Origin of the sequence: Thalassotalea euphylliae (genome assembly GCF_003390395.1) — a bacterium.
GTDB classification, from domain to species: domain Bacteria; phylum Pseudomonadota; class Gammaproteobacteria; order Enterobacterales; family Alteromonadaceae; genus Thalassotalea_F; species Thalassotalea_F euphylliae_C.
In genome coordinates this window covers 1480966-1495898 of sequence record NZ_QUOV01000001.1, presented here as the reverse complement: position 1 = coordinate 1495898, position 14933 = coordinate 1480966, and the positions used below count along the sequence as shown (strand labels likewise).

Below are 14933 nucleotides of genomic sequence, written 5' to 3'. Positions count from 1 at the left end.
TTTTCTTATGGGCACGTAGTTATGAGTAAAAAGTTATATATTAAAACCTGGGGCTGTCAAATGAACGAGTATGACTCGCAGAAAATGGCAGATTTACTGGATTCAACACACGGTTTCTCATTAGCCGAAGAAGCAGAAGACGCCGACGTAATCTTACTCAATACCTGCTCTATCCGTGAAAAAGCGCAAGAAAAAGTATTTCACCAGTTAGGTCGCTGGAAGTTACTGAAAAATGACAACCCAGATTTGATCATTGGCGTTGGCGGCTGTGTTGCCTCGCAAGAAGGCGATGCTATTCGCGAGCGTGCACCCTATGTTGATATGGTCTTTGGTCCACAAACCCTTCACCGTTTGCCAGAGATGATCCAACAAGTATCTGGCGAAAAAGCGCCAGTTGTTGATGTTAGCTTTCCAGAAATTGAAAAGTTTGATCGCCTACCTGAGCCAAAAGCAGAAGGCGCAAGTGCGTTTGTTTCTATTATGGAAGGTTGTAGTAAATACTGCACTTTCTGTGTTGTACCTTACACCCGTGGTGAAGAAGTTAGCCGTCCGTTAGATGATGTATTGTACGAAATCGCCCAATTAGCGGAACAAGGTGTACGTGAAGTTAACCTATTAGGCCAAAACGTAAATGCTTACCGCGGTGAAAACCATGACGGTACTATCTGTCGCTTCTCTGAATTATTGCGCTTAGTGGCAACCATTGATGGTATTGATCGTATTCGCTACACCACCTCGCATCCAGTAGAATTTACTGACGATATTATTGAAGTCTACAAAGACGTACCTGAATTGGTAAGTCACCTGCACTTACCAGTACAAAGTGGCTGTGACCGTATATTAACGCAAATGAAGCGTGGCCATACCGCACTTGAATACAAGTCACAAATTCGCAAACTGCGTAAAGCGCGCCCTGACATTTGCATGTCATCTGACTTTATTGTTGGCTTCCCGGGTGAAACTGATTTCGATTTCGAGCAAACCATGAATCTGATCAAAGATATCGACTTTGATTTAAGCTTTAGCTTTATTTATAGCGCTCGCCCAGGTACGCCAGCGGCTGACTTACCTGACGATATCAGCGAAGAAACCAAGAAACAGCGCCTACAGATCTTGCAAGATCGCATTAGCCAGCAAGCGTTGCGCATTGCACGCCAAATGTTAGGCACAGAGCAACGTATTTTGGTTGAAGGTCCATCGAAGAAAAACCCAATGGAACTTCGTGGCCGTACCGAAAATAACCGTATCGTGAACTTTGAAGCACCGCACCACGTAATTGGTCAGTTCGTTGATGTTGAAATTACTGACGTATACGCTAACTCATTGCGTGGTAAGCTGGTTCGTGAAGAAAAAGACATGGGTTTACGCATTGCGCATTCACCGTCTGATATCTTGGCTAACAGCCATCATGAAGCTAATGCGGCGGCAAGCACCAATGGCACCGACGACCTCGGTGTTGGCACGTTTACGCCTTAGTAAATATGATATCGGCATAAAAGCTGCTTTGCTTTTATGCCACGCTTTATTTAGTTACAGGCTTTTCATCTTTAACACGCAAAGACAACACAAAAAGACAAACGGAAGATTTCTTGAGCACAGATAACAGCACCTTGCTAACCTTAGAGCCCGTCGACAATGCCCGTCAGGCAAACCTTTGTGGGCCACTAGACGATAACTTAAAAACCATTGAACGCCGCCTTGGTGTAGAAATTAGCTATCGTGGCAACGAGTTTAAAATTGTCGGCAGCCCATCCAACACGGAAGCGGTTTCTGACTTGCTCAAAGAGCTATATGTTGAAACTGAGACCGTTAAAGGCAAGATGAAAACCATTACCGCTGAGATGGTACATTTAGGCATTCTTAACGCCAATGTGTTAGAGCAAGCGCCAAGTAAGGTTGATGTCGACTATGAAAAAATGGTCACCATCAAAACTAAGCGCGGTATTGTGAAGCCGCGTAACCTGAATCAATCAGCGTACGTGCAAAATGTTATTACACATGATATCAGCTTTGGTATTGGCCCAGCAGGTACGGGTAAAACTTACTTAGCGGTTGCCTGTGCGGTAGATGCGCTAGAACGCCAAGAAATTCGCCGTATTTTGCTAACACGCCCAGCGGTTGAAGCTGGTGAAAAATTAGGTTTCTTGCCAGGTGATTTATCACAGAAGGTCGACCCTTACCTGCGCCCACTTTACGATGCCTTGTTTGAAATGCTTGGCTTTGAGAAAGTCGAAAAGCTAATTGAACGCAATGTTATTGAAATCGCACCACTCGCTTACATGCGCGGTCGTACATTAAACGATGCCTTTATTATTCTGGATGAAAGCCAGAACACGACGGTTGAGCAAATGAAAATGTTCCTGACTCGTATTGGCTTTAATTCGCGCGCGGTGATCACAGGTGACATTACCCAAGTTGATTTACCACGCGGGCAAAAATCAGGTTTACGCCATGCCATTGAGGTATTGCAAAACATTCCAGGCATTAGCTTTAACTTCTTCCAGTCAAAAGATGTTGTCCGTCACCCTGTGGTTGCGCGTATCGTTGAAGCTTACGACGCCCATGACTCTAAAATGGCCAAGTTAAAAGCTGAGCGCAAAGCCCAAGAAAGTGCGCAAAAGCAAGCAGAACTAGCCGTACAAGCAGCGGCAGCGAATATTGTTACTGCAGCACAAGCAAACACACAGCAAAGCGCTAGCAAAGAACAGCCAAGCACAGAGAAACTAAGCACTGAGCAAAAGACATCTAATGACGATAACGCTTGATATTCAGCGAGCCGTTGAAGCGGATGTCACCGCAGGCCTAGTTGAAAATGACCAACTGCCAAGTAATGAAGACTTTCAGCGCTGGGCAGAAACTGCACTGCTTCAATACAACAAGCCGTTTGAGCTTACCATACGCTTAGTCGATGCCGCTGAAAGTCAGTCGCTCAACCATACCTATCGCGATAAAGACAAACCCACCAATGTGCTGTCATTTCCATTTGAAGTACCTGAAGGTATTGAAATGGACTTGCTCGGCGATCTGGTTATTTGTGCGCAAGTGGTTGAAAACGAAGCAAAGGAACAAAATAAAACCCGTGCTGCCCATTGGGCACATATGACAATTCACGGATGCTTGCATTTACTTGGCTTTGATCATATAAGTGATGACGAGGCGGAAGAAATGGAAGCCTTAGAAATAGACATTCTAAAAAATCTTGGGTTTAATAACCCCTACGAATTAATATAGGAAACTAAACAGCTCCATGAGCGAAGACAACCCCCACTCTAGCAACGGCTCTGCAAGTAAATCATTTCTCGACAAAATAGTTCAAGCATTTACTGGAGAGCCGCAAAATAAAGAAGAACTCGTTGATGTAATAAATGACGCAGAAGATCGCGAGTTAATCAAACCAGAAACCAAGCAAATGATTGAGGGGGTTCTGGAAGTTTCCGAAATGCGTGTCCGTGAGATCATGATCCCACGCTCGCAAATTGTCTCATTAGACATAAACCAGCCATTGGCTGATTTCCTACCTATTATCTTAGAGTCGGCGCACTCGCGTTTTCCTGTCGTTAATGACGATATTGACCACGTAGAAGGCATTCTGCTGGCGAAAGACTTACTTGCTCACGCGTTTAAAGAAGATGGCGATAACTTTACGTTAAGTGATTTAATTCGCCCAGCCATGATTATTCCCGAGAGTAAAAAAGTTGAATCACTACTTAAAGAATTCCGCGCTAAACGCTACCACATGGCCATTGTTGTTGACGAATACGGCGGGGTTTCTGGGCTTGTTACCATTGAAGATATTCTTGAACTAATTGTTGGTGAAATTGAAGATGAAACCGACGACGAGTTAGAAGAAGAAATCAAACACTTAGCTGGTAACGTTTACCAAGTAAAAGCGTTAACGGATTTAGAAGATTTCGACGATTACTTTAACTGTGAATTCGATGAAGCGGATTCAGATACTATTGGCGGTATTGTCTTGCATCAATTTGGCCATATGCCGCAAAAAGGCGAAGAAGTCGCCATTGGCGACTGGGCCTTTAAAGTGATGTCTGCCGACAGCCGCCGCCTTCAAGTACTGCAAGTTACCGTCCCGAAAGATCACGAAGTGAACGGTAAAGTCGCCGACTAGTAGCTGTTTAACTTACCTATCAATGATCCTTAGCACACTCAAAGGTACTGCCAGCCGCGTCAAGTCGGCCAGCTTAGTCTGGCAATACTGGCTAAGCTTTGTTGCTGGCTTAGCCATGGTATTCGCGTATGCCCCTTACAGCCAATGGTGGCTAAGTTTTATTGCACTGACCTGCTGGGGCACGCTAGTAAATTGCCAAACACCGAAGCTCGCCGCCGTGCGTAGCTACTTTTTCGGGCTCGGTTGGTTTGGTGCCGGGATCAGCTGGGTACATGTTAGCATTGACCAATTTGGCGGCCTGCCATTAATTGCCTCGCTTGGCTTAATGGCACTGCTATGTGCCTATTTGGCCCTGTTTCCAGCACTCGCAGGCTACCTTAGTGCAAGATGCTCAACCAATAGACAGCTTAACTTACTACTGTTCCCTAGTATTTGGCTGCTTACCGAGTGGCTGCGCGCCTGGGTTTTAACTGGGTTTCCGTGGCTTTCAATTGGTTATAGTCAACTCAACTCACCATTGGCAGGCCTCGCCCCGATAATTGGCGAAGTGGGTATTAGCTTTATCATGCTAATCATGGTGACCAGTGCGCTTAGCCTGTATTTTAAGCAACAAGTTAAACTCGCTGGTGCAATGCTCGCGAGCTGTGTGCTGGGTATTATTGTCAGCCAGCAATTAACGTTTGTGAAACCTACAGGTGAAACTAAATCGGTTGCACTGGTGCAAGGGAATATCGCGCAAGAGCTTAAGTGGGCACAAGAGCAAGAGTGGCCAAGCATGTTAAAGTATTTAGACTTAACACGTGCCAACTACGATGCCGACCTAATTGTTTGGCCTGAATCTGCTATTCCTAAAATAGAGCCACTCGCTGGCGAATTTCTTGATATGGCCAATAGCGCTGCCGCGCTTAATGACACTGCGATTATTACCGGCATTATTAATTACAACTTTGAAAGCAAAGAATACTTCAACAGCTTAATAGTCTTAGGTAAGGAAAGCGCTACCGATACCAGTGGCAGTTATTTCTATCCAAATGCCAACCGCTTTTATAAGCACCATTTATTGCCGATTGGTGAATTTGTGCCATTTCAAGAGTGGCTGCGACCTATTGCACCCTTTTTCAACCTACCAATGTCATCCTTTACCCGTGGCGATTACATTCAATCGAATTTAAAGGCGAATGGCTTATCAATTACACCGCTAATTTGCTTTGAGATAGCCTTTCCAGAACAACTTCACGCTAATTTTAAAGCTGACACTGACATGTTGCTCACTGTTAGTAATGACGCTTGGTTTGGCACTTCTCATGGACCACATCAGCATATGGAAATTGCACAGATGCGCGCCTTAGAATTTGGTCGTCCCTTAGTTCGATCAACCAATACTGGCGTAACCGCAGCGGTTGATCATCAAGGTCAGTTTATTGCTCGCATTCCACAGTTTGAAGAACAGGTACTAAAAGCCGACGTAGCGCTAGTAACAGGTTATACGCCGTTTAGCCGATATCAGCGCTACCCAACCTATATTCTGGCAACACTTTTGTTTTTGCTTATCATCGGCGTCAGTCGAAAAACAAAACTTTAGTCACATAGCTGCTGCTATTGCTAACATAGTTGCCAGCACAGCTCCTAACGTAGCCCCCAATATTTCCGCTTATTGCTTTTTCCTTTGCTTGATGGGTATTTGATCATATGATGAAGTGCTAAAAGGAATAACAATAAGTGAGCCACTATGAGCTTGACCTCAAAGTTTAATCTGCGCCGTCTATCTGCCCTACTTTTATCGTCGGCAACACTGCTAGCGTTAGTGACTGGTGTAACATCAGCCAACGCAACCACAACGCTAATTCACAATGTTAAAGGCTATACCATCAACGATGGCAAGCTGACAGAATTTTCTGCCATTGAGTTTACTGACGATAAAATTGACAATGTTTATGCGACTAAGCCAAGTGGCATCAATAGTTCAGTAAAACTTATCGACGGGCAAGGTAATACACTATTGCCGGGCTTAATAGACGCTCATGGTCATGTCTTAAATTACGGCTTAAGCCTAATGCAAGTGGACTTGGTCAATTCCAAAAGTGAACAAGAAGCTGTTGCGCGCGTTAAAGCGTATCGTGATAAAAATCCTGAACAGCGTTGGATACAAGGGCGAGGTTGGAACCAAGTTCAATGGCCAGTTGATCAATTTCCAACGGCTGCATCACTCGATAAGCTATTTCCAAACACTCCGGTATTCTTAGGTCGTATCGACGGTCATGCTGGCTGGGCTAACAGCAAAGCAATGGCACTCGCAGGTATTACCAAAGAGACTAAAGCCCCTGTTGGTGGCGAAATTATTAAAGATAGCCAAGGTAAGCCAACAGGTATATTCATTGATTACGCGATGAATTTGATCACAGATAAAATCCCGCCACTGTCGAAAGCAGAGCAAAAACGTGTACTAGTCAAAGCTATGAAAGCGCTAGCAGAAGTTGGCTTAACCAGTGTTCATGACGCTGGCGTGACCGCTGAGCACATTGAGCTTTACCAAGAATTAGCACAAGACAAACAAATGCCAATTCGCGTAAATGCCATGCTCTACCTACCAAGCCCTGACTGGCAACAAAAGCTAGATGATGGCCAATACGCCTCAGACGATCATTTCTTTCAATTTAATAGCGTAAAAATACAATCAGATGGTGCATTAGGAAGTCGCGGTGCAGCATTGCATGAGGACTACTCTGATCAACCGGGCACTAAAGGGATATTGCTGCATAAAGATAAAGATTTAGCCAATTACATCAAAACAGCCATGGCTAAGGGCTATCAAGTGAATACTCATGCGATCGGCGATCATGCCAATACCTTAACCTTTGATCACTATGCCAAACTGATTGAGCAATCCGGCAGCCAGAAAATGCGTCATCGCATTGAACATGCACAAGTACTTCGACTCGATGATATTCCAAAATTTGCGAAGCTAAATGTGATTGCGTCTATTCAAGCAACGCATGCGACCAGCGATAAAAATATGGCGCAAGGCAGAATAGGCAAAGAACGACTCAAAGGTGCCTATGCTTGGCGCAGCTTACTTAACGCTGGTGCTCGTATTGCCAATGGCTCAGATTTCCCCGTCGAACCAACCAATCCATTTTATGGCCTTCACGCATCAATTACTCGTCAAGACAGAAACAACCAACCATTAGGAGGTTGGATTTCCGAAGAGGCGCTCACCACTGAAGAAACATTAAAAAGTTTCACGATTGACGCCGCTTATGCTGGCCATCAAGAACCTATGCTAGGTAGCTTGGAAGCTGGTAAACAAGCTGACTTTATTCTCATTAAAGAAGATTTGTTTTCTCAGGAACCTAGCACGATTTGGCAAAACAAAGTGCTTGCAACTTGGGTGGCTGGGAAACCAGTTTTCACGAAATAGCCTTGTATCAGGTATTTCTGGATTAAGTATTTTTCAATAACAAAATTGATCGTTCAAATAATTGAAAATGCACATAACAAACAATTTATGCAAAATCGTAAATTCTCTCTATTAAAACAATGTCACAACAATGTTAATATTACGTCATTAGTTGCCAAAGCAATTGTCTTACTATGTGTCAAAGTGCTTTACAATTAATGCTGTGGCTAGCTAACAAGCAAACATAGACTTATGTAAAATATAGATTTTTTATAATTTGCATATTAATTGCATTAAATTAAAAAATTAATGGCGCTAATTAAAACTAAATAAAGTTTTCTGAATACGGAGTTCAGTATGTTTCTAAAGCCAAGTAAATGGATACTTTCAGGACTAGTTGTCGTAGCTAGTTCGTTCGCTAATGCGAGCACATTAACATTGAACGTTGAGAACGCAACACAAAATGGCTCGGATTTTGGTAATAGCTTTACCAAGAATTTTAGTGCAAATGGCGAAACTCAAACACTGACAATTACTGCGTGGGCTGATACAAAAAGTGCTGATGGCTCTTCCACTGATTTACTGATAGAGGCTGCAGAAATTGGCGACTACCCAGGAGGCTTAGGTATTTCTAACAACACTTCTGGCGATGGTCACACTGCGGACAACTATCAATCCAATCCAAACGAGCGTGACTACGACTTCTTCTTGCTTGATTTTGGTGATTTGAGTGTTACGTTAAACTCAATTACGTCTGGCTATCTAGAGTACGGAGCAAGTTCAACTCAGGTATCTGTTGCGGCAGTTACAACAGGAGACCTAGCCGATAAAACCTGGAATCAGGTAGACAATAACTTTTCATTAAGTTCGGGATATGGTCAATTTATGGGAAATAGCGGCAGCTATTACGTTAACTCATTCACTTCTGAAGCTGGTGAGGATTTGAGTTCTGCTAGTTCGACAAGGTGGATCGTAGGTGCTTTTAATCACCATTTTGGTGGTGATGCTAGTTTAGAAAGTAATGATGGTTTTAAGTTAGCTAGTATCGGCTTTACAACCAAACCGAACAAACCAGGCACCTCTATTCCTGAGCCAGCACCACTTGCTTTGATGCTAGTTGCACTAGTTGTTTTAGCAAGACGAAAAGTTAATAAATAAATGCAGATATAACTCAGTGTAACTCGTTGGGTTATCGCTTTTGACAAAAGATGGCTAACGCCATCTTTTTTTATTTTAAGTTACAATCACACATACTAATATTAAGTTAGCTGTTTACTGTTAGGTTACGTCATGCTCCGAAGTTTTACTTTATTACCTTTACTTGCTAGTTTTTCAATACTTGCATCAAACGATCTTGAAAAAGCAATTGGCGCGTATCAAGTCGATGATATTGAAGCTGCATATATTCACCTAAAAAACACACTCAATAGCGATGCGGAAAACCTACCTGCCAAAGTACTTATGGGCAGAGTACTCTTGCGTAAGGGTTTATATTCAGAAGGTATTCAAGAATTTAATGACGCACTTGCTGCTGGTGCTGACGCTAACCAATTTATCTTCGAACAAGTAAGGGCAATGCTACTATTAGGCAAAAATCAAGAGCTAATTGACTTATTAGATAACCTTACATTAAACAAAAAAAATCAAATCGCTACACTGCAAATAAAAAGTAATGCGTTTATCGCGTTAGAAAAATATGATCAAGCATTAGGAGCACTAAAGCAGGCTGAAAACCTCAACTCCAAAGATATAGGCGTAATTAGTTCTCTTGCTAATTTTTTCATTGCCGAGCGCTCATTTGAGCAAGCTTGGCAGTATATCACGCTACTAACAACGCTTGTTCCTGACAATAATAAAACATGGAAGCTAAGATCGGATTATTTTACAGCTAAAGGTAATGCACGCGAGGCGTTAGAAAACTTAGAAAGAGCACATCAGTTGGCTCCTGAAGACCCTATCGTGATGCGCGCTTTAGCGCACAAATACACCGATGCAAAGCAGCACGAGAAGGCATTAAAGTTAGTTGAAACCATTATCGAGCTTACACCCAATGATCCCTATGCCCGCTTGTTGAAGAGCCAGCTGTTAACGCGTACCAATCAACTCGATGAAGCTCAACAAGTTCTTGAAGATATCAGCGCAAAGCTGTCTTTACTGACAGAAGCACAAAAAAGTAGCAATGCATCATTAGCCTACATCTCTGGTGCTGCGGCCCTTATGCAAGGTAACCTGGAGCTCGCGCAAAATGAGTTAGCGTTCTACACTAGCTACCAACCTAATGACGTTGCAGGGCTTAATATGCTAAGCGCAATATATCTGCAACTGGGTAAAGTCGATAAGGCTCAAGAATTATTAGAGCGTAACGAAAAAGTTGTACTAAAAGATTTAGGCTTATCATTAAAGCTGTTTAAGGTGTACTTAAGTACCAACAAAATATACAAAGCTAAAAGTGTCCTTGAAAGTTTATCTAGTACATTCAAAGACAACAGCCAAATTCTTATCGCCCAAGCTAATTATCTTGCTAAAAGTAAGCGCTACGAAGAAGCGATGACATTGCTTAATAGCCGACAGCCAAATGCACCGAGTGCAAGTTACACCCTTACAAGGGGGCTTATTTCGTTGGAAATGGGTAACTTTAAACAAGCACTCGCAGTAGCAGATAGTTTGCTTGCAATAAGCTCAGAAAACATCGACTTTATTAATTTTAAAGCTGTCACCTTACTAAAAGCCGGTAGACCAGACCAAGCAGTATCGCTGTTTACACAAGTGCTTGATAGCACGCCTGAGCATTATGCGACTAAGTTTAATCTCGCAAGCGCTTTAGCAGCAACAAATGAACACAGTGAAGCTTTGAAGATAGTTAATTCATTGACTGAACAAGGTCACGGAGGCTCAGCATTACTCCTGTTAAAAGCCAAGTTAGCTCGTGACACCAATCAACCGCAACTTGCAATTGCAACAGCGCTTAAATTGCTGACAACATCGCCGAATAACGTTGATACAATTGCGTTTTTAGTCGAGGTTTATTACCGCACAGGTCAATTTAAAGAAGCTTTAACACACGTAGAGCGCTTAAATGATTTAGTTTTCCTTGAACCTAATCATTTGGCATCTAAAGCTAAAATACTTATTCAATTACAAGATTATCAAGCAGCCCAACAAACATTGAAAGTACTACTTGGGCTCGCTCAGTCAGCAAATGACTTCTATCAGCTGAGCTTATTACAAAGCCAAGCACAAGATTTGGAAGCCGCTTATCATAGTATCGAGCAAGCGATAGAGAAATCGCCAGCTGAGCCTGTTTTGCACTTAACACAAGCGAAACTAGCAATTGAAATGAAACCAGTTGTTGAAAGTCAGCGCTTATTAGACAAGCTATCACAGAACCATCCAGAAGATGCCAATGTATATCTGTTGCAAGGCGACTTGCTATTTAAGCAAGGAAAGCAAAAACAGGCCTATGCAGCTTATCGCAAAGCACTCTCACTCGATAATCAATTTGAACAAGCAGCAGCTCAACTATACGTGTTGGCAAGTCAGGGAGTTAATAGCAGGCAGTTTAGCCAGCAGATGGAAAAAATATTAACGAATAAGCGAGGAACAAAGCTAATGCGAAACTTTCTTGCTGATTTTTACTTGAATCATCAACAACTTGATAAAGCTAAGCATCATTACAAATTACTCGCAGAAGCAAGTAATGGAAACAAAGCTGTTTTCTATAACAACCTGGCAAATATTTACCTTGATGAAGATATCGACACTGCTAAAGCCTATGCCGATAAAGCGTTATCTTTAATGCCAAATTCAACGGCAATCATGGATACATACGCTTGGGTGCTAGCTAAGCAAGGCAGTTACACCGAGGCACTAACAAAGCTTAGAAATGCTAATGCGCTAAACTCTGAAGATCCTGTCATCTCTTATCATATCGGCTATACCTTACATAAATTAAATCGCGATGGCGAAGCAAAGCTTGAGCTGAAAAAAGCCGTAAGCAGTACGCTAGATTTTAAAGGTAAGAGTGATGCACAAGACTTGCTACGTTTCTTAGAAGTTGGTGAGCAAGGCAACTAAACGCTGTATTTCTTAATGACTAATCTAAGGCCAAAGGTGCTACAGCTAAGGGAGCTAATAATATCTAGGCGACTGCCAAACACTAGCCTTGCCAAACACTAGCCAGTGTTGTTAGTCGAGTCTGAATACAAAAAGCGGCAAAGATTATCTGCCGCTTTTTTGGTTTTTGGTTTTTGGTTTTTGGTTTTTGGTTTTTGCTTATTAGGTGCGCTTAAGCACTCCTGTTAGCTTTTGATTTCGTTGCCATTCGCATTTGCTGAATAACACTATAGAAATATGGCACTAATAAAGTACCTAAAATAGTTGCGGCTAACATGCCAGCCAAGACCGTCAAGCCAAGCGATATACGACTACCAGCTCCTGCGCCGGAGGCGAAAACCAAAGGAAGCACCCCAAGCACAAATGACAAGGCCGTCATCAACACCGCTCTGAACCTCAGTTTAGCTGCTTGCAAAGCCGCATTGAAAACGCTCTCTCCTTTAGCATGCAACTCCATAGCAAACTCAACAATTAAAATAGCCGTTTTCGTCGATAAACCAATTAACAAAATTAACCCTACTTGCGCATAAATATTATTCGCCATGCCAACGGTATACAACGCCAACATAGCACCAAATATCGCAATAGGCACGGCTGCAATTACTGAGAAAGGAATTGTCCAACTTTCGTATTGAGCAACTAAAAATAAATACACAAACACTATGGCTAAGCCAAATAAAATAGGGGCTAAGTTACCAGCCTCTAGTTCTTGCTTTGATTGCCCCGCCCATTCAAATACATAACCGTCAGGCAATTGGCTGGCAAGCTCTTCCATTACTGAAATTGCCTGACCAGAAGAGTAACCATCGGCAGCTTGTCCAGTAATCGAAGCACTGCGATAAAGATTAAAGTGATTAATGCTAGTTGGCCCAAGGCTTGGCGTTAACTTTGCAAGCGTTGTTAAGGGCACCATTTCACCGTCTTGATTGCGCACATAAAAATAATGTAGATCTTCAGGCTTCGCACGGTAGCTACTTTCTGCCTGAATAGTCACGCGATAGGTGCGTCCAAATTGGCTAAAGTCATTAATATATAAAGAGCCCAATTGTGCTTGCAGAGTCGTAAAAATATCTGACAGTGCAACCCCTTGCGCTTTGGCTTTGTTGCGATCCACCTCTAATTGATACTGTGGCACACTAGCGCGATATGTACTAAAAACTCTATTGAGTTCAGGGCGAGCATTAGCTTGAAAAATTAACCCATTCATTACCTGAGCAAGCTCTGCGGGGCTATTTCCTTGACTATCTTGAAGCTTAAACTCAAATCCTGAGCTATTGCCCAGCCCAGGAATAGGGGGCGGGTTGAACATCATAATTTGTGCATCCGGTATCGCCCAAAGTTGCCCCATTAATCGTCCTAACACTTGCCTTAAACCAAGCTCGGGCGTGTTGCGCTCTTCCCAGTCTTTAAGCATAACAATAGCCATTCCCTGATTCGCACCTGCACCGCCCAGCATAGATGAACCGGCCACCGTAATAACGTCAGTAACAGCAGGATCAGCCTTTAAGATAGGCGTGATTTTGTCGATAACCGCTTCAGTTCGATTGGCCGAAGCAGCATCTGGAAGTTGTATGTCAACAAATAGATAACCTTGATCTTCTCCGGGAACAAATGCTGTGGGCACATTAGTCGTCAGCCACCCTGTCGCCGCAAAGCCAACAAATACCAGAATGCCTGCACGTGCACTGCGTTTTAAAATGTACTGCACACCATTCGTATAACTTGCGGTGAGTCTGTTTATTGCTCGCTCTAATGGCTGCAACCAGCCAATAGGCTTCATTTGCTTTTCATCTAGCAATAAAGTACACAGTGCAGGGCTTAACGTTAATGCATTAAGCGATGAAATTAACACGGCAAACGAAATTGTCACTGAGAACTGTTTGTAGAGTTCCCCTGTAATGCCCGGCATAAATGCAACCGGTACAAACACCGCTAGCAGCACTAAGGTGGTTGCAACAATCGGCCCTGACACTTGTGACATCGCCTTAGCAACAGCTTCTTTAATCGGCAGTTTTTCTTCTTTTAACAAACGTTCGACGTTTTCAATCACCACGATGGCGTCATCAACCACAATACCAATGGCAAGTACTAAGCCAAATAAAGTGATGGTATTTATCGAATACCCCATTAGCATCATAAAAGCGAAGGTACCAATTAAGGACACAGGGATAGCGATTGACGGAATAAGGGTTGCTCGCCAGTTTTGTAAAAAGAGGAAAACAACCAGTATTACCAATCCTACCGCTTGGTAAAGCGTCACAATAACTTCGTCGATAGAACGGGTGATAAATTTAGTCGTATCGTAAGGGATCGCATAGGCCAAGCCGTCTGGGAAACGTTGTGAAAGCACATCCATTTGCTGTTTAACCAGCTCCGCAACTTGCGTAGCATTTGCATCTGGCAACTGATAGATCACCAAAAATGCAGTTGGCTGGCCATTTAATCGCGCTTCTATTGCATAGTTTTCTGCACCTAACTCAATGCGCGCGATATCCGACAAGCGGATAAAGTTGCCGTTACCCTGCGCTCGAATAATGGTATTTTCAAACTCTTTAGCCGTTTTTAATCGCCCTTGTGCTTGTATCGCATACTCAAACTGTTGGTTTTCAGCGACAGGACTTGCACCAAATTTGCCTGCGGCAACAATAACGTTTTGCTCTTGTAAAGCTTGTTTAATCTCAGTAACCGTTACCCCCAAAGAGGCCATGCGATCAGGTTTTAACCAAGCCCGCATACTGTAGGTCATTTCCCCCATCACAGTCGCCGCCGCTACGCCAGGAATGCGTCCCAAAGGCTCAGTAAGTTGATTCGTTGCGTAGTTGCTCAGAAACAGTTGGTCTATGGTGTCATTTTCCGCGTAAAGGTTAATCGCCATTAACATGTTAGAAGACTTTTTCTTTACACTAACACCTGGGCGCGTAACCTCTTGCGGCAAAGAACTTTCTGCCAATGCGACTCGATTTTGCACATTGACTTGGGCAATATCACCATCGGTACCCACTTTAAAAAACACATTAATAACTGCAGTGCCATTGTTTGAGGCAGTCGATTCAATGTACATCATGTTTTCCACGCCATTGATTTGTTCTTCAATGGGGCGAATTACCGCTTCCTCGACAACTTGGGCGCTAGCACCAGGATAAACAGCGCTTATTTCTACTTGTTGTGGTGTGATCTGCGGGTACATGTTGACAGGTAACAAGCCCATCGCAATAACACCCGCCAAAGAAATAACAATCGCAATAACAATGGCAAATTTAGGGCGATGAATAAAAGTATTACTGATCATAATTGTTC

Annotated in this window: 9 protein-coding genes; 8 read left to right on the top strand and 1 reads right to left on the bottom strand. The window is 43.0% G+C overall.

Annotated features, from left to right (window positions below; all coding sequences use genetic code 11):
• Positions 1 to 21: 21 nt before the first annotated feature.
• From miaB to prsT, 8 genes are all read left to right on the top strand, one after another.
• A complete protein-coding gene (miaB, locus tag DXX92_RS06650) occupies positions 22 to 1476 on the top strand; it encodes a tRNA (N6-isopentenyl adenosine(37)-C2)-methylthiotransferase MiaB (protein ID WP_115999743.1) in 1455 nt (484 codons plus the stop codon).
• Between the two features lie 113 nt (positions 1477 to 1589).
• Entirely contained in the window at positions 1590 to 2765 is a 1176-nt protein-coding gene (locus tag DXX92_RS06645; protein ID WP_115999742.1) for a PhoH family protein, read from the top strand.
• Entirely contained in the window at positions 2755 to 3231 is a 477-nt protein-coding gene (ybeY, locus tag DXX92_RS06640; RefSeq protein ID WP_428977358.1) for an rRNA maturation RNase YbeY, read from the top strand. Before DXX92_RS06645 ends, ybeY begins: the two co-directional genes overlap by 11 nt.
• A 16-nt stretch (positions 3232 to 3247) precedes the next feature.
• Entirely contained in the window at positions 3248 to 4126 is an 879-nt protein-coding gene (locus DXX92_RS06635) for an HlyC/CorC family transporter (RefSeq protein WP_115999740.1), read from the top strand.
• A 22-nt stretch (positions 4127 to 4148) separates the two neighbouring features.
• Positions 4149 to 5708, top strand: a complete 1560-nt coding sequence (gene lnt, locus DXX92_RS06630) for an apolipoprotein N-acyltransferase (RefSeq protein ID WP_115999739.1) — start codon at positions 4149 to 4151, stop codon at positions 5706 to 5708.
• 147 nt (positions 5709 to 5855) lie between these two features.
• Positions 5856 to 7544: an amidohydrolase gene (locus DXX92_RS06625; protein ID WP_115999738.1), complete on the top strand. Its 1689-nt coding sequence runs from the start codon at positions 5856 to 5858 to the stop codon at positions 7542 to 7544.
• A 336-nt stretch (positions 7545 to 7880) separates the two neighbouring features.
• Positions 7881 to 8681 (top strand): exosortase-dependent surface protein XDP1, encoded by an 801-nt coding sequence (gene xdp1 / locus DXX92_RS06620; RefSeq protein ID WP_147301940.1) that lies wholly within the window; start codon positions 7881 to 7883, stop codon positions 8679 to 8681.
• A gap of 132 nt (positions 8682 to 8813) precedes the next feature.
• Positions 8814 to 11597, top strand: coding sequence for an XrtA/PEP-CTERM system TPR-repeat protein PrsT (gene prsT / locus DXX92_RS06615; RefSeq protein WP_115999736.1), 2784 nt, complete (start codon positions 8814 to 8816; stop codon positions 11595 to 11597).
• A 211-nt stretch (positions 11598 to 11808) separates the two neighbouring features.
• On the opposite strand, the gene DXX92_RS06610 is transcribed toward prsT, so the two are convergent.
• Positions 11809 to 14925 carry an efflux RND transporter permease subunit gene (locus DXX92_RS06610; protein ID WP_115999735.1) on the bottom strand — a complete coding sequence of 1039 codons (3117 nt, stop codon included), beginning with the start codon at positions 14923 to 14925 and terminating at the stop codon, positions 11809 to 11811.
• Positions 14926 to 14933: the final 8 nt, after the last annotated feature.